16 protein-coding genes and 1 tRNA gene are annotated in these 21,920 nt (G+C 63.9%); 1 reads left to right on the top strand and 16 read right to left on the bottom strand.

Going from position 1 to position 21,920, the window contains the following annotated elements:
* The first annotated feature begins 51 nt into the window (after window positions 1–51).
* Entirely contained in the window at window positions 52–3,945 is a 3,894-nt protein-coding gene (purL, locus tag AB5Y70_RS01290) for a phosphoribosylformylglycinamidine synthase (RefSeq protein ID WP_010675040.1), read from the top strand.
* A gap of 269 nt (window positions 3,946–4,214) precedes the next feature.
* Here purL and nuoN read toward each other — a convergent pair whose 3' ends face one another.
* From nuoN to AB5Y70_RS01210, 16 genes are all read right to left on the bottom strand, one after another.
* Window positions 4,215–5,678 carry an NADH-quinone oxidoreductase subunit NuoN gene (gene nuoN, locus AB5Y70_RS01285; protein ID WP_368175908.1) on the bottom strand — a complete coding sequence of 488 codons (1,464 nt, stop codon included), beginning with the start codon at window positions 5,676–5,678 and terminating at the stop codon, window positions 4,215–4,217.
* A gap of 43 nt (window positions 5,679–5,721) precedes the next feature.
* Window positions 5,722–7,239 (bottom strand): NADH-quinone oxidoreductase subunit M, encoded by a 1,518-nt coding sequence (gene nuoM, locus AB5Y70_RS01280; protein ID WP_368175907.1) that lies wholly within the window; start codon window positions 7,237–7,239, stop codon window positions 5,722–5,724.
* A gap of 73 nt (window positions 7,240–7,312) precedes the next feature.
* Window positions 7,313–9,160, bottom strand: a complete 1,848-nt coding sequence (gene nuoL, locus AB5Y70_RS01275) for an NADH-quinone oxidoreductase subunit L (RefSeq protein ID WP_368175906.1) — start codon at window positions 9,158–9,160, stop codon at window positions 7,313–7,315.
* Window positions 9,157–9,465 carry an NADH-quinone oxidoreductase subunit NuoK gene (gene nuoK, locus AB5Y70_RS01270; protein WP_368175905.1) on the bottom strand — a complete coding sequence of 103 codons (309 nt, stop codon included), beginning with the start codon at window positions 9,463–9,465 and terminating at the stop codon, window positions 9,157–9,159. Before nuoK ends, nuoL begins: the two co-directional genes overlap by 4 nt.
* A gap of 79 nt (window positions 9,466–9,544) precedes the next feature.
* Window positions 9,545–10,084, bottom strand: a complete 540-nt coding sequence (gene nuoJ / locus AB5Y70_RS01265; RefSeq protein WP_043154784.1) for an NADH-quinone oxidoreductase subunit J — start codon at window positions 10,082–10,084, stop codon at window positions 9,545–9,547.
* Window positions 10,085–10,093: 9 nt separating this feature from the next.
* On the bottom strand, window positions 10,094–10,636 hold the full coding sequence (gene nuoI / locus AB5Y70_RS01260) for an NADH-quinone oxidoreductase subunit NuoI (RefSeq protein WP_042076570.1): 543 nt from the start codon (window positions 10,634–10,636) through the stop codon (window positions 10,094–10,096).
* Window positions 10,637–10,646: 10 nt separating this feature from the next.
* Window positions 10,647–11,612 carry an NADH-quinone oxidoreductase subunit NuoH gene (nuoH, locus tag AB5Y70_RS01255; protein ID WP_368175904.1) on the bottom strand — a complete coding sequence of 322 codons (966 nt, stop codon included), beginning with the start codon at window positions 11,610–11,612 and terminating at the stop codon, window positions 10,647–10,649.
* Entirely contained in the window at window positions 11,609–14,338 is a 2,730-nt protein-coding gene (nuoG, locus tag AB5Y70_RS01250; RefSeq protein ID WP_368175903.1) for an NADH-quinone oxidoreductase subunit NuoG, read from the bottom strand. The genes nuoH and nuoG overlap by 4 nt, the downstream gene beginning before the upstream one ends.
* 57 nt (window positions 14,339–14,395) lie before the next feature.
* Window positions 14,396–15,781 (bottom strand): NADH-quinone oxidoreductase subunit NuoF, encoded by a 1,386-nt coding sequence (gene nuoF, locus AB5Y70_RS01245; protein ID WP_368175902.1) that lies wholly within the window; start codon window positions 15,779–15,781, stop codon window positions 14,396–14,398.
* Window positions 15,778–16,317 (bottom strand): NADH-quinone oxidoreductase subunit NuoE, encoded by a 540-nt coding sequence (nuoE, locus tag AB5Y70_RS01240; RefSeq protein WP_010675030.1) that lies wholly within the window; start codon window positions 16,315–16,317, stop codon window positions 15,778–15,780. The genes nuoF and nuoE overlap by 4 nt, the downstream gene beginning before the upstream one ends.
* A gap of 72 nt (window positions 16,318–16,389) precedes the next feature.
* A complete protein-coding gene (gene nuoC / locus AB5Y70_RS01235; protein WP_197713285.1) occupies window positions 16,390–18,159 on the bottom strand; it encodes an NADH-quinone oxidoreductase subunit C/D in 1,770 nt (589 codons plus the stop codon).
* A 38-nt stretch (window positions 18,160–18,197) separates the two neighbouring features.
* Window positions 18,198–18,872, bottom strand: a complete 675-nt coding sequence (locus tag AB5Y70_RS01230) for an NADH-quinone oxidoreductase subunit B family protein (protein ID WP_010675028.1) — start codon at window positions 18,870–18,872, stop codon at window positions 18,198–18,200.
* Between the two features lie 29 nt (window positions 18,873–18,901).
* Window positions 18,902–19,306, bottom strand: a complete 405-nt coding sequence (locus AB5Y70_RS01225; RefSeq protein WP_039038710.1) for an NADH-quinone oxidoreductase subunit A — start codon at window positions 19,304–19,306, stop codon at window positions 18,902–18,904.
* 256 nt (window positions 19,307–19,562) lie between these two features.
* On the bottom strand, window positions 19,563–20,438 hold the full coding sequence (locus tag AB5Y70_RS01220; protein WP_214005609.1) for a flagellar motor protein MotB: 876 nt from the start codon (window positions 20,436–20,438) through the stop codon (window positions 19,563–19,565).
* The gene (locus tag AB5Y70_RS01215; RefSeq protein WP_029314677.1) at window positions 20,416–21,174 is read right to left on the bottom strand and encodes a flagellar motor protein; all 759 of its coding nucleotides are present in this window, start codon (window positions 21,172–21,174) and stop codon (window positions 20,416–20,418) included. The genes AB5Y70_RS01220 and AB5Y70_RS01215 overlap by 23 nt, the downstream gene beginning before the upstream one ends.
* 657 nt (window positions 21,175–21,831) lie before the next feature.
* A tRNA-Ser gene (locus AB5Y70_RS01210) sits at window positions 21,832–21,919 on the bottom strand.
* Window position 21,920 lies beyond the last annotated feature (1 nt).

The raw sequence follows: 21,920 nt of genomic DNA, 5'->3' as shown, positions 1-21,920 counted from the left end.
ATACGCGCGTCTCAAATCCCCCCACACTCTAAAACTTGGTGAGAAAGGTATATGGAAATCTTGCGTGGTGCCCCAGCACTGTCTGAGTTTCGTGTCCACAAGCTGCTGCAGAGCTGCGCACAGAGAGGAGTAGAGATAGCAAGCGTCTATGCGGAATACGTGCATTTTGCCGAGCTGACGAGCCCGCTGTCGCCCCCCGAGCGAGCGACCTTGGGCCAGCTTCTGCGCTACGGCCCGACCATCCCGGAACACACCCCCAGCGGTCAGCTGTTCCTCGTTACCCCCCGCCCCGGCACTATCTCCCCCTGGTCTTCCAAAGCAACCGACATCGCCCACAACTGCGGCCTGAAACAGGTCAAGCGGCTGGAGCGCGGCATTGCCTATTACGTGCAGGCCAAGGGTGAGCTGAGCGTGGCCCAGCGCAGCGAGATCGCGGCCCTGCTGCACGATCGCATGATGGAAGTGGTCTTTGCCGAGATGAACGAGGCCGCCGCCCTGTTTGCTCACCACGAGCCGCGCCCCTTTACCCAGGTAGATGTGCTGGGTGGTGGTCGCGCCGCCCTGGCAGAGGCCAACGTGACCCTGGGTCTGGCCCTGGCCGATGACGAAATAGATTACCTGGTGACCAACTTCACCCGGCTGGGTCGCAATCCCAACGACATCGAGCTCTACATGTTTGCCCAGGCGAACTCCGAGCATTGCCGTCACAAGATCTTCAACGCTGACTGGACCATCGACGGCGAGCAGCAGCCCAAGTCGCTGTTCAAGATGATCAAGAACACCTTCGAGCAGACGCCGGATCATGTCCTGTCTGCCTACAAAGACAACGCCGCGGTGATGGAAGGCAGCCAGGGTGGCCGCTTCTTCCCGAGCCCCGCCAACGGTGAGTACCAGTATCACCAGGAGCGCGTCGACATCCTGATGAAGGTGGAGACCCACAACCACCCGACCGCCATCTCTCCCTTCCCGGGTGCCGCCACCGGCTCCGGCGGCGAAATCCGCGACGAGGGTGCGACAGGCCGTGGCGCCAAACCCAAGGCGGGCCTGGTGGGCTTCTCCGTCTCCAACCTGCGCATCCCCGGTTTCGAGCAGCCCTGGGAGCAGGACTTCGGCAAGCCGAGCCGCATCGTCAGCGCCTTTGACATCATGCAGGAAGGGCCCCTTGGCGGCGCCGCCTTCAACAACGAATTCGGTCGCCCTGCCATCCTGGGTTACTTCCGTACCTTCGAAGAGCAGGTGCCGAGCCACAACGGCGTCGAGGTGCGCGGCTACCACAAGCCCATCATGCTGGCGGGTGGCATCGGCAACATCCGCAGCGAGCACGTCCAGAAAGGGGAGATCCCGGTGGGGGCGGCCCTCATCGTGCTGGGTGGTCCGGCCATGAACATCGGCCTGGGTGGCGGCGCAGCCTCCTCCATGGCGTCCGGTCAGTCTGCCGAAGATCTCGACTTCGCCTCCGTGCAGCGTGACAACCCCGAGATGGAGCGTCGCTGCCAGGAAGTGATCGACCGCTGCTGGCAACTGGGGGACGACAACCCCATCGTCTTCATCCACGACGTGGGCGCCGGTGGTCTCTCCAACGCCATGCCGGAGCTGGTGAGCGACGGGGATCGCGGTGGTCGCTTCGACTTGCGTGCCATTCCGAACGACGAACCGGGCATGAGCCCGCTGGAAGTCTGGTGCAACGAATCCCAGGAGCGCTATGTGCTGGCCGTGGCCCAGGACAAGCTGCCTCTGTTCAAGGCTTTGTGCGAGCGCGAACGCGCCCCCTATGCCGTCATCGGCACCGCCACCGAAGAGAAGCATCTCACTCTCTCTGATGATCACTTTGACAACCAGCCCATCGATCTGCCGCTGGACGTGCTGCTTGGCAAGGCGCCCAAGATGCACCGCGACGTGCAGAGCCTGCCCGCCCAGGGCAAGGCGCTGCAACTGGACGGCATCACCCTCAGCGACGCCGCCGAGCGCGTGCTGCGCCTGCCGACCGTGGCGGAGAAGTCCTTCCTCATCACCATCGGCGATCGCACCGTAACGGGCCTCGTCAACCGCGACCAGATGGTCGGCCCCTGGCAGATCCCGGTGGCTGACTGCGCCGTTACCGCCGCGACCTACGACAGCTACCACGGTGAAGCCATGTCCATGGGCGAGCGCACCCCGGTGGCGCTGCTCTCTCATGCCGCCTCCGCCCGCATGGCGGTGGCCGAGGCCTTGACCAACCTGGCACCGGCCAATATCGGCTCCCTCAAGCGGGTCAAGCTCTCCGCCAACTGGATGTCCGCAGCCGGCCACCCGGGTGAAGATGCGGGTCTCTACGAAGCCGTGAAAGCGGTGGGCGAAGAGCTCTGCCCGGCCCTTGGCATCACCATCCCGGTGGGCAAGGACTCCATGTCCATGAAGACCCGCTGGCAGCAGGACGGGGAAGAGCGCAGCGTCACCTCGCCGCTCTCCCTGCTCATCTCCGCCTTTGCCCGGGTCGAGGACGTGCGCAATACCGTGACCCCGCAACTGCGCACCGATCTCGGTGAGACCGACCTTATCCTCATCGACCTTGGCAACGGCAAGCAGCGCCTCGGCGCCTCGGCCCTGGCCCAGGTTTACCGCCAGCTTGGGCAAAGTGCCCCGGATCTGGACAACCCGGTCCAGCTCAAGGGCTTCTTCAACGCCATCCAGGCGCTGGTGGCGGATCGCAAGCTGATTGCCTACCACGACCGCTCCGACGGCGGCCTTTTCGTCACCCTGACCGAGATGGCGTTTGCCGGTCACTGCGGCCTCGATATCCAGCTCGATCGCGTGGGTGGCGACCTGCTGCCGGCCCTGTTCAACGAGGAGCTGGGGGCCGTCATCCAGGTTCGTCGCGAAGACAAGGAAGCGGTGCTGACCCTGCTGGCCGGTCACGGTCTGGCAGCCTGCTCCCATGTGCTGGGCACGGTGCGCGAAGACGACCTCATCCTGTTCCAGCGTGCCGGCAGCGAGGTGTATCGCGCCAGCCGCACCGCCCTTCGCACCATCTGGGGCGAGACCAGCTGGCAGATGCAGCGCCTGCGTGACAACCCGGAGTGCGCGGATCAGGAGCATGCCGCCCGCCAGGACGCCACCGATCCGGGTTTGCAGGCCAGGCTCACCTACAACCCGTCCGACGACGTGGCCGCGCCCTATATCGCTCGCGGGGTTTCTCCCCGTCTGGCGGTGCTGCGCGAGCAGGGGGTCAACTCCCACGTGGAGATGGCGGCCGCCTTTGACCGCGCCGGCTTTACCGCTGTCGACGTGCACATGAGCGACATCCTCGAGGGGCGCATCAAGCTGGAAGATTTCCAGACCCTGGTGGCCTGTGGCGGCTTCTCCTACGGCGACGTGCTGGGGGCGGGGGAAGGCTGGGCCAAGTCCATCCTGTTCAACGACAACGCCCGTGAGCAGTTCCAGCGCTTCTTCGAGCGCGGCGATACCCTCTCTTTGGGGGTGTGCAACGGTTGCCAGATGATGTCCAACCTGCGCGACCTCATCCCGGGGGCCGATCTCTGGCCGCGCTTCGTGCGCAACCGCTCCGAGCGCTTCGAGGCGCGCTTCAGCCTGGTGGAAGTGCAGGACTCCCCGTCTGCCTTCTTCGCCGGGATGGCTGGCTCTGTGATGCCGATTGCCGTCTCCCACGGGGAAGGGCGCGTGGAAGTGCGCGATGCCGCTCACCTGGCTGCGCTGCAACAGAGCGGTCTGGTGGGGCTGCGTTTCGTGGACAACCGCGGCAACGTCACCGTGCAATACCCGGCCAACCCCAACGGCTCCCCTGACGGTATCACCGCGGTGACCAGTGCGGACGGCCGCGCCACCATCATGATGCCGCACCCGGAGCGGGTGTTCCGCACCGTGGCCAACTCCTGGCACCCGGACAACTGGGGAGAGGATGGCGCCTGGATGCGCATGTTCCGCAATGCTCGGGTTCGCCTGGGTTAAGCGCCAGCAAGAAACCAAAAACCGGCCCCAGTGGCCGGTTTTTTTATGGGCATGGGTCTGAGAATGGGGAGGGCAGGAGGAGGCGAGCACGATGGGGGCAAGGCCATCTTCAGCTCGCTGCTCGGCGAGCTGCTTGCTGGAGGATATGGCATGGATTGAGAGGACCGATCTGGTATCGCCTGCCAGACGGGCAAGCCGGACCGGGCCTTGGCGGACATAAAAAACCGGCCACGGAGGCCGGTTTCGCTGTGTGAACTGTGAACCTGAGGCTAGCGCAGCACCACGTGCTGGAAGCCCTGTACCAGACTGATGACGGGCTGGGGGTAGATGCCGAGCAATACCACCAGAATGGCTGAGAGCAGCACCACCAGGCCCCCGGAGGAGAAGGCCCAGTCGGCCCTGGCATCGCGCAGCTGCATGCCGGGCTCGCGCAGGTAGAGGGTGACCATGACGCGCAGGTAGTAGTAGAGACCCAGGGCGCTGCCGAGCACGATGGCGCCACTGAGCCACCACAGCTTGGCATCCACGGTGACGCCGATGAGATAGAACTTGCCGATGAAGCCGAGCGTCATGGGGATGCCCGCGAGGGAGAGCATCATCACCGTCATCACGGCCGTCAGATAGGGGCGCTTCCAGAACAGGCCGCGATAGCTGTGCAGGGAGTCCGCATCCTTGCCACGGTAGGGGCTGGACATCATGCTGATGACGCCGAAGGCCCCCAGGCTGGTGAACAGATACATCAGCAGATAGACGCCGGCCGCTTCCACCGGCATCTCGCCGAGGCGGCTCGCCACCACCACCGCCAGCAGGTAGCCGAAGTGGGAGATGGAGGAGTAACCCATCATCCGCTTGATGTTGGTCTGGATCAGCGCCAGGAGGTTGCCGACCACGATGGAGATGACCGCCATGGCCGCCAGCAGCCAGTGGATCATGGGATCCGAGGTGGCCGGCACCGCCAGGTAGAAGCGCAGCAGCACGCAGAACACGGCGATCTTGCTCACGGTGGCGAGGAAGGTGGCGACAGGTGCAGGGGCCCCTTCATAGACGTCCGGGGTCCAGAGGTGGAAGGGGGCGAGGGAGAGCTTGAAGGCGAAGCCTACCAGCATCAGGCCGAAGCCCCCCATCAGCAGCGGGTGGTGGGCCGGGCTCTGGGCCAGGGTCAAGCCGAGATCGCTGAAGCTGAGGCTCCCCGCCTGGGCATAGAGCAGCGCCATGCCAAACAGCAGGAAGGCGGTGGCGCTGGCGGAGAGCACCATGTACTTGATGCTGGCCTCCAGCGAATGGCGCTCGCGATAGGCATAGCCCACCAGGCCGAACATGGGCAGTGTCAGCATCTCGATCCCGATGAAGAGCGACGCGAGATGGCGGGAGCCCGCCAGCACCAGACCACCGGCAGTGGCGATGAGCAGCAGCAGGTAGAACTCTTCCCGGTTGTCCGGGTAGCCCTTGAGCCAGGTGCGGCCGAAGGTGCAGGTGGCCAGGGCACCGATGAGCACCAGCCCCATGTAGAAGACCGCATAGCTGTCCACTTGCAGCAGGGGCGTGACCCCCTGATCCCCCTGGGCCATCACGACGGGCAGGGAGAAGAGCGCCAGGTTGAGGCCGGCGATGGTCACCGTGAAGGCGGTGTCGTCGCAGCGCTTCCAGGCGATGGCCAGCATCAGGGCCACCATGGCCCCTGTGGTCAGCAGCAGGGGCAGCAGGGCCAGCAGTTGAGAAGCAGTAAACGTCATGACAGGGCTCCCGACATGGACAAGGAAGGCGAAAGAGAAAGCATCATTGCAGCGCCCCCGTGCCCGGCAGCGCATACCAGTGCAGCACGCTCAGGAGGCTGCTGCTGGCGGTATCCAGCACCGGCTGGGGATAGAGGCCGAGCAGCACCAGGAGGCCTGCGATGGTCAGCATCATGGCCAGTTCCCGCTTGTCCAGCCCCTTGAGCACGCTCTCCTCCTTGGGGGTACCGAAGCAGGCGCGCTGCAGCATGATGAGGGAGTAGACCGATGCCAGCACCAGGCCGAAGGTGGCGATGACGGTCATGATGGGGGCCACCTGGAAGCTGCCGATGAGGATCAGGAACTCGCCAACGAAGTTGCCGGTGCCCGGCATCCCGAGGGAGGCCACAGAGAAGAACAGCATGACGCCGGGCAGGTAGCGCAGACGTCCCCAGAGGCCGCCCATCTGGCGCAGATCCCGGGTGTGCAGGCGCTCGTAGAGCTGGCCGCACAGGATGAAGAGGCCGGCGGCGGAGAGACCGTGGGCGATCATCTGCACCACGGCGCCCTGCAGGGCGAGCTCGCTGCCGGAATAGATGGCGATCATCACGAAGCCCATGTGGGAGATGCTGGTGTAGGCCACCAGCCGCTTGATGTCGGTCTGGGCGAACGCCAGCAGGGCGCCGTAGACGATGCCGATGAGGCCGAGGCCCATGGCGTAGGGAGCGAACTCGGCGGAGGCCTCGGGGAACAGCGGCAGGGTGAAGCGCAGCAGGCCGTAGGCGGCGGTCTTGAGCAGGATGCCAGCGAGATCCACGGAGCCTGCGGTGGGCGCCTGGCTGTGGGCGTCAGGCAGCCAGCCGTGCAGGGGCACCAGGGGCATCTTGACCGCGAAGGCGATGAAGAAGCCCAGCATCAGCAGCCACTGTACCGTGCTGCTCATGGGGGTGTTCAGCAGCTCCTGATAGTTGAAGGTGAAGACGCCAGTGGCGGTGTGGTGGGTCAGCACCAGGCCCAGGATGGCCACCAGCATGATGAGGCCGCTCGCCTGGGTGTAGATGAAGAACTTGGTGGCGGCGTTGATGCGCGACTTGCCGTCGGTGACCGAGTGGCCCCAGAGCGCGATCAGGAAGTACATGGGGACCAGCATCATCTCCCAGAAGAAGAAGAAGAGGAACAGGTCCACCGCCATGAAGACGCCGAGCACGCCCCCCAGGATCCACAGCAGGTTCAGGTGGAAGAAGCCGATGCGCTGCACGATCTCCTTCCAGGAACAGAGGATGGCCAGCACGCCGATGAAGCTGGTGAGCATCACCATCAGGAGCGACAGGCCGTCCACCGCCAGATGCAATGAGATGCCGAAGCGGGGGATCCAGGGCTGTTGCCACTCTGCCGCCCAGACGGGCAGGCCGGGGCTGGCCAGGGTGAAGTCGCCGCCGAGCCAGATGGCGCTGGAGAGCACCAGGCAGGCGCTCATGGAGGCGAGGGCCACCCAGCGGACGAACTGGCCGCCGAGTCGCTCCATCTGCCAGCAGAGCAAGCCGCCGATGAAGGGTATTAACAAGATCCAGAGTAAGGTCACGATATCAGCTCTCGTCTATGTTCTGGTCGTTGTGCAGGCCCGCAGGCCTGCGTGAAATTGAAATGCCATGGGATCAACCGAGCAGCAGCAGGGCCAGGATCAGGGCGGCACCCATCCCCATGGAGGCGGCATACCAGCGCAGCTTGCCGGAGACGGTCCAGGCCAGCAGCTGGTGGCCGGCTTGTGCCAGCACGGCGGGCATATTCATCAATCGGTCCAGCGGATCCTTGCCGAGCAGCCGGGTCGCCAACAGGTAGGGCTTGACCCAGAGCAGGTCATAGAGCCAGTCAAAGCCCCAGGCGTTGAACCAGAGGGTACCCAGCAGACGACCAGGCCCGCTCTCGGCGACTCCTTTCACCACGCGGCGCTCGCCCAGGAACAGGAAGGCGGCCAACGCGATGCCTGCCACGGCGACGATACCGGAGAGGATCTCCAGGGCATGGCGACCCTCCTCGATCTGATCCCCCGGGCCCGCCGGCAGCACACCGGCCAGGGGCGGCACGATGAGGGCACCCACACCGGTGGAGAGCACCAGCAGCACCAGCAGCGGCAGCTGGTGGGCCAGGCCGTGACCGGCGTGAGCCTCGGTCTGCGCCTTGCCGTGGAAGGCGATGAAGATGAGGCGGAAGGTGTAGAGGGAGGTCAGGAAGGCCCCGCCCAGACCCGCCCACAGCAGGGCGCTCTGGCCGCTGGCCTGCACCTGCCAGAGGATGGCGTCCTTGCTGTAGAAACCGGCGGTCACCAGCGGCAGCGCGGCCAGGGCCGAGCCCCCCACCAGGAAGCAGGCATAGACCAGGGGCAGGCTCTTGCGCAGGCCTCCCATCTTGAAGATGTTCTGCTCGTGGTGGGTCGCGACTATGACGGCACCGGCGGAGAGGAACAGCAGTGCCTTGAAGAAGGCGTGGGTCATCAGGTGGAAGATGGCCCCTTCCCAGGCACCGACACCCAGGGCCAGGAACATGTAGCCGATCTGGCTCATGGTGGAGTAGGCCAGGATCCGCTTGATGTCGGTCTGCACCAGGGCGGCGAAGCCTGCCAGCACCAGGGTCACGGCACCTACGACGGCCACCAGATGCAGGATCTCGGGGGCGAGCAGGAAGAGACCGTGGGTACGGGCGATGAGGTAGACCCCCGCCGTCACCATGGTGGCCGCGTGGATCAGCGCCGAGACCGGGGTCGGGCCCGCCATGGCGTCCGCCAGCCAGGTCTGCAGCGGGAGCTGGGCGGACTTGCCGACCGCACCGCCGAGCAGCATCAGGCAGGCGAACGACAGGGCAGGGGAGCCTTCGGCAAACATGGCCGGGGCCCTTACCAGCAGCTCGTGGATGTTGAGGGTGCCGAGTTCGCGATAGAGCACGAAGAGCCCGATGGCGAGGAAGACGTCACCGACCCGGGTCACCACGAACGCCTTGAGGGCGGCCGCCCCGTTGGCGGGGTTGCGGTAGTAGAAGCCGATCAGCAGGTAGCTGCACAGGCCCACCCCTTCCCACCCCAGGTAGACGAACAGCAGATCGTCTGCCAGCACCAGGAACAGCATGCTGGCGATGAAGAGGTTGGTGTAGGTGAAGAAGCGGGAGTAACCCTCTTCCCCGCGCATGTACCAGGAGGCGAACAGGTGGATGAAGAAGCCCACCCCGGTCACCACCCCCAGCATGGTCAGCGACAGCCCGTCCAGGGAGAGGCGGAAGGCGGGCTGGAACTCGCCCACCGTCATCCACTGCCACAGGGTCTGGGTATAGACGCCGCCTTCTGGCATGGTGTTGAGGAAATCGATGCCGACCCAGAGAGTAGTCAGGGCCGACAGGCCTATGCTGCCGACGCCGATGAGCGCCGAGGTGCGCTCACCGAGGCGGCCGAGGGAGAAGGCCAGTAGCAGCCATCCCAACAGAGGGAACAGAAAAGTCAGATATAGGAGGCTCATCCGCGCATCTCGCTCACAGTGTCCACGTTCAGGGTGTGGTAACGACGATAGAGCAGCAGTAACAGGGCGAGGCCGATACTGGCCTCCGCTGCCGCCAGAGAAATCACCAGTATGTACATGATCTGGCCGTCGGCCTGGGCCCAGCGGCTACCCGCCACCACGAACGCCAGGGCGGACGCGTTCATCATGATTTCGATACTCATGAGGATAAACAGCAGGTTGCGGCGTATCAGCAGGCCGCACAGGCCGATGGCGAACAGGATGGCCGCCAGCAGAAGGCCGTATTCCATGGGTATTCCACTCATCGCCATTCTCCTTGCGCTTGCTGGATGGAAAGGGGGCAGGCCGCCAGCAGCAGGTTATGCATCACCATGGGAATGCCGCTCATTGCTGACCTCCTTCTTGTGTGGTGCGGGGCACCGAGAGCACTTCACCGCTCTTGTCCTCGCGGCCAAGGTGATAGGCGGTGACCAGACCCGCGAGTAGCAGGATGGAGGCAAGCTCCACCGCCAGCACATAGGGTCCGAACAGGGCGATGCCGACCTCCTTGGCGCTGACGTCGGTCTGGCCAAGCGTGCCGCCGGTCACGCCGAGGATGCCGTGGGCCAGGAAGCCCAGCAGGACGAGGGAGAGCAGGGCGGGGCCACCCCAGGTGGTGGGGGTGAGCCACTTCTTCTCCTGATCCTGGGCGCTCCCCAGGTTCAGCATCATCACCACGAACACGAACAGCACCATGATGGCGCCCGCGTAGACGATCACCTGCAGGGCCCCCGCGAAGGCGGCGCCCAGGCAGAAGAAGATCATGGCCACGGCGATGAGGGAGATGATGAGATTGAGCAGCGCGTGCATGGGGTTGCTGGTGCTGATCACCCGCAGCGTGCTGTAAACGGCGACCAGGGCCGCGGCATAGAATGCCAGTTCCATGATTGACTCCTAGGGCAGCAGGCTCTTGACATCGATGGGCTTGGCTTCGTTCTCGGCATCCCCTTTCGGCTTGCCGTCGATGGCCATCCCGCTCATGCGGTAGAAGTTGTAGTCCGGGTACTTGCCGGGGCCGCTGATCAGCAGATCTTCCTTCTCGTACACCAGATCCTGGCGGCGATACTCCCCCATCTCGAAATCCGGCGTCAGCTGGATGGCGGTGGTGGGGCAGGCCTCCTCGCACAGGCCGCAGAAGATGCAGCGGGAGAAGTTGATGCGAAAGAACTCCGGATACCAGCGGCCGTCTTCCCGCTCCGCCTTCTGCAGGGAGATGCAGCCGACCGGGCAGGCCACGGCGCACAGGTTGCACGCCACGCAGCGCTCGTCGCCGTCCGGGTCGCGAGTCAGCACGATGCGGCCGCGAAAACGCGGGGCGGCATAGACCGGCTGTTCCGGGTAGCTCAGGGTCTCGCGAGGGCGCCAGGCATGGGAGAAGACCATCCCCAGGCTGCGTAATTGGGTGCCGACACCCTTGATAATGCTCGTAATTTTCATTGGTGCCTCATTACATGTTCAGCAGCACGACTGCGCCTGTGACCAGCATGTTGAGCAGGGTCAGGGGCAGGCACACTTTCCAGCCAAAGGACATCACCTGGTCGAAGCGCGGGCGGGGCAGGGAGGCCCGCAGCAGGATGAAGAACACCATGAAACAGGCGGTCTTCAGGGCGAACCAGATGAAGGGCGGCAGCCAGGGGCCGTGCCAGCCACCGAAGAAGAGGGTCACGATGAGGGAGGAGATCAGCACGATGCCGATGTACTCGCCCACGAAGAAGAGACCCCACTTCATGCCCGCGTACTCGATGTGATAGCCGTCGGCGAGCTCCTGCTCGGCTTCCGGCTGATCGAACGGATGGCGGTGGGTGACGGCGACCCCGGCGAACAGGAAGGTGACGAAGCCCAGGATCTGGGGGATCACGTTCCACATGCCGGCCTGGGCCTCGACGATGTCACGCAGGTTGAAGCTGCCGGTCTGGATGACGATGCCCATCAAGGAGAGGCCGAGGAACACCTCGTAGGAGAGGGTCTGGGCCGAGGCGCGCAGGCTGCCGAGCAGGGAGTACTTGTTGTTGCTCGACCAGCCGGCGAACAGCACGGCGTAGACCGCCAGCCCCGCGATGGCCAGGATGTAGAGCAGGCCCACGTTGAGATCCGCCACGCCCCAGGAGGGGGTGATGGGCACCACCGCAAACGCCAGGATGAAGGCGGTGAAGGCGATGATGGGGGCCAGCACGAAGATCCGGCGATCCGCGAACGGCGGGATCCAGTCCTCCTTGAAGAACATCTTGACCATGTCGGCCGCCAGCTGCAGCAGACCGAAGGGGCCAACCCGGTTGGGGCCGTAACGATCCTGCCAGAGTGCCAGCAGACGGCGCTCGATGAAGCTCATGAAGGCGCCGGCCCCCACTATCCCCACCAGCACGATCAGGGCCTTGCCGATCTCCAGCAACAGATCCATCAGCGAGTCGCTCATGCGATCACCTCCTGCAGGTTATCGATCAGGGCGTGGTGCAGGGCGGTCGGCAGGCCGTTCACCCCGAGCGGCAGCCCCACCAGGCCCCGGGCCAGGGCATCGCTGACGCGAAGGCGCAGGCGCCAGTGGTTGCCACCCCAGGAGAAAGCCACCTGGCTGCCGGCACTCAGGGCGAGACGAGCCGCGTCTGCGTGGTTCAGCACCAGGGTGGGTTCGCCCATGCGGGCCTGAATGACCGGACTGCGGGCGGAGAGTTCTTCGCCGCCGAACAGCTGATCGTAACTGACCACCTGCAACGCCTCTTTGGCGCCGAACGGGGTGGGGATGTGCTCGAACCAGCCGAGGCTGTCCTCGCCCGCTTCCAGCAGACGGCGGCCGGGATCCCCGGCGCGCAGGTTGCCACCTACCTCGTCCTGGAACTTGTTCCAGGCGGAGGGGGAGTTCCAGCCCGGCGCCCAGGCAAAGGGCACCTGGGAGAGCGGCTGGCGGGCACCGGCGTAGCCTTCCATGGAGAAGTTGAAGGGCGAGTCGGGATCCTGCGCCACCCGGGGCTCACTCACGTTCTGATCCGCCAGCATGGAGGTGCGGCCGCTGTAGCGGTGCGGCTCCCGGGCGAGCTTCATGCCGCGAATGCGCAGGCCGGCGTTGGGGGCGGGCTCGCGCATGGCACCGAGCTGCGGGGTGCTGGCTGCGCACTCGGCGCTCACGTCGTCGAAGGTGTTCCAGCGCAGGGGCTTGCGCGCCAGTGCCCCTTGCAGGGCGGCCAGCCAGCGCCAGCTCTCGCGCACCTGGATGTCGGCGTCGTAGAAGGCGGGGGAATAGACCTGGAAGAAGCGCTGGGCGCGACCTTCCATGTTGACCTGGGTACCGTCCGCCTCGGCGAAGCTGGCGGCGGGCAGCACCAGGCTCGCCTTCTGGGCGGTCTGGGTGGCCTGGTGATCCACCACCAGCAGGTGCTGCAGGCGATCCAGGGCTGCATCCACCCGGCTGCGCGGCGCACGGCGGTAGAGATCGTTCTCCAGCACCACCAGGGCGAGTTTCTCCTCCCCTTCGATGCGCTCGAGAGCGGCCTCCAGGGGGGCGGCATCCCGGGCCAGCATGGCTAGCCCCAGACTGTTGACCTCTTGGGCCACCAGGGCGAGCTCCACCGCCTGGCCGCGGCCCTTGAGGGCGCGGGCGATGTTGCTGGCCGCCTCGATCAGGGCCAGTGAGCGGGCACCATTGCCTGCGATGATGAGGGGCTTCCTGGCGCTGCCGAGCAGTTCGGCCCAGCGGGCTGCCAGGGCCTGCTGCTCGGGGGCGAGATCCGTCGGCGCCGGAGCAGAAGCATCCAGCAGGTGGGCGATGGCGAAGCCAAGGCGCGCCTGATCCGCGTGAGGGGCGTGCAGGGTGCCGCTCGCCACGTCGTCCAGTCGGGTGGTGTCGAGACTGGTGATCAGCAGCGGGTAGCGCTCGTTCTGGGCCAGGGTCTGCACCGCGGCGACCTGCCACAGATCCACCTTCAGCTTGCGGGCGATTTCGCGGCCCTTGCCCTTGACTGCCTGGCGCAGGGCCAGGGCGATGCGGGCGGCGGTCTGGGTGACATCTTCCCCGAGCACCAGCACGGCGTCGGCCTCTTCCATGTCGCGCAGGCTGGGGGTGCGCACACCGCCCTGCTCCAGGATCTGCAGCATCTTCTGCAGGCATTCCCATTCGCTCTGTTCGACACCAGAGTAGAAGTTGGCGGCGCCCACCAGCTCGCGCAGGGCGTAGTTGCTCTCAAGCGACGCCCGGGGCGAGCCGATGCCGATGAGGCCGGAGGCGGTGCGCAGGGCATCGGCGGCGCGGTTCAGGGCACCGTCCACCGTGATGGCCAGCCTGTCGCCGCCCTCTTGCAAGAGGGGCTGGCGGGGGCGGTCGGCCAGGTTGACGTGACCGTAGCCGAAGCGACCGCGATCGCACAGGAAGTAGTGGTTCAGGGCGCCGTGGAAGCGGTTCTCGATGCGGCGCAGCTCACCGTAGCGCTCACCCGGGCTGATGTTGCAGCCGACGGAGCACCCCTGGCAGATGCTGGGGGCGAACTGCATGTCCCACTTGCGGTTGTAGCGCTCGGAGTGGGTCTTGTCGGTGAAGACGCCGGTGGGGCAGACCTCCACCAGGTTGCCGGAGAACTCGCTCTCCAGGGTGCCATCCTCGACCCGGCCGAAGTAGACGTTGTCGTGGGCGCCATAGACCCCGAGATCCTCGCCACCGGCGTAATCCTTGTAGTAGCGCACGCAGCGATAGCAGGCGATGCAGCGGTTCATCTCGTGGTTGATGAAGGGGCCCAGATCCTGGTTCTGGTGGGTGCGCTTGGTGAAGCGGTAGCGGCGGCTGTTGTGGCCGGTCATCACCGTCATGTCCTGCAGGTGGCAGGCGCCACCCTCTTCGCACACCGGGCAGTCGTGGGGGTGGTTGGTCATCTGCCACTCCACCACCGTCTTGCGAAACTCCTTCGCCTCTTCGTCCTCGATGGAGATATAGGTGCCATCGGTGGAGGGGGTCATGCAGGACATGACCAGGCGGCCGCGCTTGTCGTCGGCATTCTGATACTGTTTGACCGCACACTGGCGGCAGGCACCGACGCTACCCAGCGCCGGGTGCCAGCAAAAATAGGGGACGTCCAGACCCAGCGACAGACAGGCTTGCAGCAGGTTGTCTGCCCCGTCTACCTCGTACTCTTTACCGTCTACATGAATGGTTGCCATACAACTTCCCTGAAACCTGTTTTGTGAAATCGGCTATTGCCCGATGCGTCCCGGCGCTTACCAGCGCTCGCCCAGCAGGTTGGGCTGGATGCCCTTGAACAGCTTGTGATTGTCCTGCGCGGCCTTGACTCCGGCCTCGAATTCGGAACGGAAATACTTCATCGCACTGCCAAGGGGCTCGACGGCACCTGGGGCGTGGGCGCAGAAGGTCTTGCCCGGGCCGAGGAAGCTGACCAGCTGCTCCAGAGTGGCGAGATCCTCGGGCTGGCCTTCACCCCGCTCCAGGGCCCGCAGGATCTTGACGCTCCAGGGCAGGCCGTCGCGGCAGGGGGTGCACCAGCCGCAGGATTCGCGGGCGAAGAACTCCTCCATGTTGCGCAGCAGAGAGACCATGTTGATGCTGTCATCCACCGCCATGGCAAGGCCCGTCCCCATCCGGGTGCCGACCTTGCCGATGCCGCCGGCATACATCTGGGCATCCAGGTGCTCGGGCAGCAGGAAGCCGGTACCGGCGCCGCCCGGTTGCCAGGCCTTGAGGCGATAGCCGGGTTTCATGCCGCCGGCATAGTGCTCGAACAGCTCGCGGGCGGTGATGCCAAAGGGCAGCTCCCACAGCCCCGGGTTGTTCACCTTGCCGGAGAAGCCCATCAGCTTGGTGCCGTGATCTTCCGAGCCGGGCAGGGCCAGCCCCTGATACCAGGCCACGCCGTTGCCGATGATGGCAGGCACGTTGCACAGGGTTTCGACGTTGTTGACGCAGGTGGGCTTGCCCCAGACACCGGAAACGGCGGGGAAGGGGGGTTTGGCCCGCGGGTTGGCGCGCCGCCCTTCCAGGGAGTTGATAAGCGCCGTCTCTTCGCCGCAGATGTAGCGGCCGGCACCGGTGTGGACGAACAGCTCGAAATCAAATCCCGAGCCCAGGATGTTCTTGCCGAGGAGCCCCGCGGCCTTGGCTTCTTCCACGGCGCGGCGCAGGTGGATGGCGGCGTCCACGTATTCGCCGCGCAGGAAGATGTAGCCGCGATAGGCCTTGAGAGCCCTGGCCGAGATGATCATCCCCTCGATGAGCAGATGGGGCAGCTGCTCCATCAGCAGGCGATCCTTGTAGGTGTTCGGCTCCATCTCGTCGGCGTTGCAGAGCAGGTAACGGATGTTCATGCTCTCGTCTTTGGGCATCAGGCCCCACTTCACGCCGGTGGAGAAACCGGCGCCGCCGCGCCCCTTGAGGCCGGCATCCTTGACGGTGCTGACGATGTCATCCGGGCTCATCTGGCCAAGCGCCTTGCGGGCGGCCTCATAGCCCTGCTTTGCCTGATACTCCTCGAGCCACACCGGCTGGCCGTCGTCCCGCAGGCGCCAGGTGAGAGGGTGAGTCTCGGCGGTGCGGGGGATGCGGTTGGCGGTGCCGAGGGAGGCAAGCGTCTTGCCTGGCTGAATGCTCATGGGTAAGCCTCCAGGGTTTTCAGCAGGCTGACGGCATCGAGTCCGCCATAGGTATCGTCATCGATCATGATGGCCGGCCCCTTGTCGCAGTTGCCGAGGCAGCAGACGGGCAACAGGGTGAAGCGGCCATCCGGGGAGGTCTGACCGGGGGCCAGATTGACGACCTCTTTCAGACCGGCAAGCAACTGCTCGTGGCCGTTGATGTAGCAGACCATGCTGTCGCAGACGCGGATGATGTGACGACCCACCGGCTGGCGGAAGATCTGGCTGTAGAAGGTGGCGACCCCTTCCACGTCGCTGGCGGGGATGCCGAGCTCGGCGCCGATGGCGTGAATGGCGCCGTCAGGCACCCAGCCACGGGCCTGTTGCACTATCTTGAGCGCTTCGATGCTGGCTGCACGGGGATCTTCGTAGTGGTGTTTCTCGTGTTCGATGGCATCGCGCTCAGCCTGGCTCAGGACGAAATCTCCCTGCTGGCTGCTGCATGCCCCTTGCCCTTGTGGGGTCTGGTTATTGTGACACTGACATTGGCTCATGACTTGACCTTTTGTGGCTTGTCCCTTTACTGCGCGTCTTGCCCTTCGCCCCGGCTGCCGGGGCGAGAGGACTCAACGATCCACATCTGACATAACGAAATCGATACTGCCCAGGTAGACGATAAGATCCGACACCATCTGGCCGCGGATCACCGAGGGGATCTGCTGCAGGTGAGCAAAGCTCGGGGTGCGGATCCGGGTCCGGTAGCTCATGGTGGAGCCATCGCTGGTCAGGTAATAGCTGTTGACCCCCTTGGTCGCCTCTATCATCTGGAAGGACTCGGCGGCCGGCATGACAGGCCCCCAGGAGACTTGCAGGAAGTGGGTGATCAGGGTTTCGATGTCCTGCAGGGTGCGCTCTTTGGGCGGTGGCGTGGTGAGCGGGTGATCCGCCTTGAAGGGGCCCTCAGGCATGTTTTTCATGCACTGCTCGATAATGGACAGGCTCTGGCGGATCTCCTCGATGCGCACGGTGGCGCGGTCGTAGGCGTCCCCGTTGCTGCCCACCGGCACCTCGAACTCGAACTGATCGTAACCGGAATAGGGGCGCCATTTGCGCACGTCAAAGTTGAGCCCCGTGGCCCGCAGACCGCCCCCCGTGGTGCCCCAGGCCAGGGCCTGGGCCGTGTTGTAGGCGGCGACGCCGATGGTGCGGCCCCGCAGTATGCTGTTGCGCATGGCCGCCTTTTCATACTCCATCAACCGCTTGGGCAGCCAGCTCAACAGGTTGTCCTGGATGAGGCGGGTCCAGCCGGCAGGCAGATCGTGGGCCACGCCGCCGATGCGGAACCAGGCCGGGTGCATGCGGGCTCCGGTGATGGCCTCGATGATGGTGTAGATCTTCTGGCGGTCCGTGAAGGTGAAGAAGACCGGGGTCATGGCCCCCACGTCCTGAATGTAGGTGCCAAGGAACAGCAGATGGCTCTGGATGCGGAACAGCTCCGCCATCATCACCCGGATCATGTCGACCCGCGCCGGCACCTTGATGCCGGCCAGCTTCTCGACCGCCAGCACATAGGGCAGGTTGTTCATCACGCCGCCCAGGTATTCGACCCGGTCGGTGTAGGGGATGTAGCTGTGCCAGGACTGGCGCTCGCCCATCTTCTCGGCGCCGCGGTGGTGATAGCCGATGTCGGGCACGCAGTCGCGGATCTCTTCCCCGTCGAGTTGCAGCACCAGGCGGAAGGCGCCGTGGGCGGAGGGGTGGTTCGGCCCGAGGTTCAGGAACATGTAGTCCTCGTTCTCGTTGCCGCGGGCCATGCCCCACTCTTCCGGCTTGAACAGCAGGTTGTCCTGCTCCTGATCCTGCTTGACCGCATCGAGCATGAAGGGATCAAACTCGGTGGCGCGCGCCGGGTAGTCCTTGCGCAGGGGGTGCCCTTGCCAGCTCTTGGGCATCATGATGCGGGTCAGATGGGGGTGGCCATCGAAGGTGATCCCCATCAGATCCCACACTTCCCGCTCGTACCAGTTGGCGTTGGGGAAGTGGCGGCTGACGGTGGGCAGATGGAGATCGCTCTCCTTGAGCGCCACCTTCAGCATCACGTCGGCGTTACGGTCGATGGAGATGAGGTGATAGAAGACGGTAAAGTCGCTCTCCGGCAGGCCGTGGCGATGGCTGCGCATCCGTTCGTCGGTGGCGCTGAGATCGAACAGCATCACGAAGGGGGAGGGGAGCTTTTGCAAGAAGCCCATCACGTCCAGCAGCAGATCCCGGGAGAGCCAGATGACCGGCACGCCGGTACGGGTGCTCTGCACGGTGAAGCGCTCGGCACCGAAGTGGGCGAACAGCTCGCCGACCACCTGGGCATCGGCGTGATCGGCGGTTTGCCACTGTGCCATGGTGTAATTGCTTGGGAATTCTCGAGTCAGTTTCATGATCAGATCTCATCCGGCGTGCGCAGGTTGGTCACGTTGATCCGCTCGCCGCGCTTGCGTTCCTTCTCGGATTGCATCTGGGGACGGTAGATCCCCTGATCCCCCACCACCCAGGAGAGGGGGCGGCGTTCCTTGCCGATGGACTCCTGCAGCAGCATCAGGGCTTGCAGGAAGGCTTCGGGGCGGGGCGGGCAGCCCGGAATGTAGACATCGACCGGCAGGAACTTGTCCACCCCCTGTACCACGGAGTAGATGTCATACATGCCGCCGGAGTTGGCGCAGGCCCCCATGGAGATGACCCACTTGGGTTCGAGCAACTGCTCATAGAGCCGCTGGATGACAGGGGCCATCTTGATGAAGGGGGTGCCGGCAATCACCATGAAGTCGGCCTGACGGGGGGAGGCTCGTATGACCTCTGCGCCGAAGCGAGCCACGTCGTGGGGAGAGGTGAAGGCAGTACACATCTCCACGTAGCAGCAGGAGATGCCGAAGTTGTAGGGCCAGAGGGAGTTCTTGCGGCCCCAGTTGACGGTGTCTTGCAGCACCTCTTCGAGGCGCCCGATCATGATGCCGCGGGTCGCTTGCTGCGCCAGTGGATCATCGACGGTCTGGCGCTGTTCCTGGGGGTAGCGCTCAACGGGCGCATCCGGGTCAATCCGGGTCAGGGTGTACTTCATGGTGCAACCTCAAAGAGATAATCGGTAGTTCAGTCTGGTTTCTTGTCAGTCAGGACACGCTTTTTCGGGGCCCAGTCGAGGGCACCAATGCGCCACAGGTAGAGGAGGCCTACCAGCAGCAGGGTGATGAAGATGGTGGCTTCGATGAAGCCGACCCAGCCGCTCTCCCGAACGGAGACGGACCAGGCAAAGAGATAGAGGGCTTCGACATCGAAGATGACGAAGAACATGGCGACCAGGTAGAACTTGGCGGAGAAGCGCAGGCGGGCGTTGCCGACGGAATCCACCCCGGATTCGAAGGGTTTGTTCTTGGCACGGCCATAGGCGCGTCCCCCCAGCAAGGCCGCCAGGCCTATCATGGTCAAGCAGATACAGATGGCGCCAATGACATAGACAGCAAAAGCCCAGTGCTGGACGGCAATATCAGCAAACATATAGGTTTTTCCCTAACCAAATTAATCATGTGACTTAACAATGATGTTACGTAGTATGCCACTTTCGTACTGATTTACATGTCATTTCAAAGGATTAATTATTAATCAACGGGATGAAAATTGTGTTTTGCTAGCGGGGTCAACTTTCTCGTTTGAGAATTGTTTTCAATCGTTTTTATGTAGCAGAAAAAAACCGGATAGTTTGAAAATCCGGGGGATGGCAGGAAACAAAAGACCCCGCATGGCGGGGTCTGTTTCAGGGTTGGAGAACGGGGAGGTTCTGCTCTGCCGCCTTGCCCTGGGAGAGCACGATCTCCACCCGGCGGTTGGCCTGGCGGTGAGCCGGGGTATCGTTTGGATAACGGGGTTGGGTATCAGCCACCCCCTGGGCGATCAGCCGTCGTGAATCCAGCTTGGGGTTGGTCAGCAGGGTGTGGGTGATGGTGGCCGCCCGCAGCACCGACAGCTCCCAGTTGTTGCGATAGAGCTCCACCGGCGCCTGGGAGTTGTCGGTGTGACCGGTGACCACCACCATGCCGGGGATGTCCGCCAGCACGTCCGAGACCTTGTTGACCAGCGGAATGAACTGGGGCTGCAAGAAGGCGGAGTCGGCCGGGAACAAGGTCTTTTCGCCGATGCGGATGACCAGTTGGCTGCCAAGCTGCTCCACCTCGATCTCTTTGGACTCGATTTGGCTCTTGAGCTGCTGATCCAGCTTCTGCTTGGTGACTGTGACCCAATCCTGCTCCTTGGTCTTGTGGGGCCAGGACTCCGTGGCCGTAGGTTTCTCCGAGGAGCCGATGGTCTCGTTGAAAGGGTCGGCCGCCGCTGCGGGCGTCTGGGTATCCAGCACCTGCTCTTTCTGGGAGGTATTGGGGGTGGTCTTGGACTCGGGTTCCAGTATGCCTGTGCCCCCTTGCATCACGGGGGAGCCGGCGGGAAGGGAGACCAGCCCTATCTTGCCAAGAGATTCGATAAAGCCCTGAATGAGCACGCGAGTCTCCGACTGCTTGGCCATGGCGAAGGAGTAGAGCACCACGAACAGGGCGAACAGCAGTGTCATGAAGTCGGCGTAGGAGACCAGCCAGCGTTCGTGGTTCTCCGGCGCCTCAGCCTTTTTCTTTTTCGCCACCGTGGCCTCCGAGGTAAGGCTCAAGGGTCACTTGCAGCCGTTGCTGTGACTCGCCGTCCACGATGCAGAGGATGCCGGTGAGGGTCATCTCCTTGTAGTGGCGGATCTGGTGGGCAAACGACTTGTAGCGGTTGCCGAAGGGCAGGAAGATGAGGTTGGCGGCCGACACCCCGTAGATGGTGGCGATAAAGGCCACCGCGATGGCGCCCCCCAGCTTGTCGGGGGCATCCAGCAGGCCCATGGCGTGAATGAGGCCAAATACGGCCCCGACGATCCCCATGGTCGGGCAGTAGCCCCCCATGGCCTCGTAGAATTTGACGGTCTGTTCGATATCTTCCTGCTCGAACTCGATCTCGTTTTCCAGTACCTCGTGGATTTTGGTCTTCTCGTAGCCATCGACCATCATCTGTACCCCTTTTTGCAGGAAGGGATCCTTGATGTCGTCGATCATGCCCTCCAGTGCCAGCATGCCACTGCGCCGTGCATTGCCCGCCAGGGTTTCAAGCAGTTGGGCCTGCTCCAGCATGTCGAGGCGCAGGGGAGTGATGAGCCACTTGAAGCGCTTGAGGGTTTTACCAACCACGGAGAAAGGAAACTGGGTCAGTGCGGCACCGACGGTACCGCCGATCACGATGAGAAAGGCGGGCAGATCGAGCAGGGCGCTGGGGTGCCCACCTTCTATCATGTTGCCACCCAGAATGGCTGCCAGGGCCAGCAGCAAGCCAATAAGACTCATTTGTCCATATCCCTATGCGATGTGTGAGGCTAGTGTAGCCATTTAACTATCAGTTTTTCAAAACGATATCCAATCGGTGAGCAATATCCGAGAGGTTGCGCAGACCCGGTAGTGTCCGGTGGCATCGGCCTGTACCGCTTGATCTGTAGAGCAGGTTGACGGTGCCGGCATGGCAGGACGAGGCGGTTATCCAGGTGATATCACAATATACTGTGCTATCTGTGAGAGGATATTGGTTATTTATATCGTCAATTTCTGTTTGCTTGGCGTAATGCGCTGTCAACGAGAAAGGGCTGTCTGCCCTCGGGGTATATCCCCTGTCGACAGAGAGCAGCGAGGCGGAAGGGATGGGATTGGCTGGGCGGCACTCGGCGAGGTATCGCGGCAAACCGTTTTTTCTGGCCCCCGCCGATGACGGGTTTCTCTTGTCAGGGGGCTGGCAGACGCCTTGAAGCAAAAAACCGACCCTGAGGTCGGTACCTCAAGCTGTACGCTGGATCGGGATTGACTCGCACCATCCCTGGCGCTCGCCCTGCGGGCGGCCTCTGGCCGTCCAGTCGGGCTATCCTGCCCGGCTGTCGACAGGGGTCGAACCGAGCCGCCCATCATCGGATAAAGTAAAAGGCCCCGTCTTGCGACGGGGCCTTTTACTTTATTTGGCGGTGAGGGAGGGATTCGAACCCTCGATACGTTGCCGTATACACACTTTCCAGGCGTGCTCCTTCAGCCACTCGGACACCTCACCA

Origin of the sequence: Aeromonas sp. s1(2024) (genome assembly GCF_040908005.1) — a bacterium.
Lineage (GTDB): Bacteria > Pseudomonadota > Gammaproteobacteria > Enterobacterales > Aeromonadaceae > Aeromonas > Aeromonas caviae.
Note: the sequence above shows the minus strand (reverse complement) of the source record. Positions and strands in the feature narration are given on the sequence as shown.

Coding starts and splice junctions, on each gene's coding strand:
- purL (WP_010675040.1), top strand. CDS start 52: ATGGAAATCTTGCGTGGTGCCCCAGCACTGTCTGAGTTTCGTGTCCAC.
- nuoN (WP_368175908.1), bottom strand. CDS start 5,678: ATGACGTTTACTGCTTCTCAACTGCTGGCCCTGCTGCCCCTGCTGCTG.
- nuoL (WP_368175906.1), bottom strand. CDS start 9,160: ATGAGCCTCCTATATCTGACTTTTCTGTTCCCTCTGTTGGGATGGCTG.
- nuoK (WP_368175905.1), bottom strand. CDS start 9,465: ATGAGTGGAATACCCATGGAATACGGCCTTCTGCTGGCGGCCATCCTG.
- nuoJ (WP_043154784.1), bottom strand. CDS start 10,084: ATGGAACTGGCATTCTATGCCGCGGCCCTGGTCGCCGTTTACAGCACG.
- nuoI (WP_042076570.1), bottom strand. CDS start 10,636: ATGAAAATTACGAGCATTATCAAGGGTGTCGGCACCCAATTACGCAGC.
- nuoH (WP_368175904.1), bottom strand. CDS start 11,612: ATGAGCGACTCGCTGATGGATCTGTTGCTGGAGATCGGCAAGGCCCTG.
- nuoG (WP_368175903.1), bottom strand. CDS start 14,338: ATGGCAACCATTCATGTAGACGGTAAAGAGTACGAGGTAGACGGGGCA.
- nuoF (WP_368175902.1), bottom strand. CDS start 15,781: ATGAGCATTCAGCCAGGCAAGACGCTTGCCTCCCTCGGCACCGCCAAC.
- nuoE (WP_010675030.1), bottom strand. CDS start 16,317: ATGAGCCAATGTCAGTGTCACAATAACCAGACCCCACAAGGGCAAGGG.
- nuoC (WP_197713285.1), bottom strand. CDS start 18,159: ATGGCACAGTGGCAAACCGCCGATCACGCCGATGCCCAGGTGGTCGGC.
- AB5Y70_RS01230 (WP_010675028.1), bottom strand. CDS start 18,872: ATGAAGTACACCCTGACCCGGATTGACCCGGATGCGCCCGTTGAGCGC.
- AB5Y70_RS01225 (WP_039038710.1), bottom strand. CDS start 19,306: ATGTTTGCTGATATTGCCGTCCAGCACTGGGCTTTTGCTGTCTATGTC.
- AB5Y70_RS01215 (WP_029314677.1), bottom strand. CDS start 21,174: ATGAGTCTTATTGGCTTGCTGCTGGCCCTGGCAGCCATTCTGGGTGGC.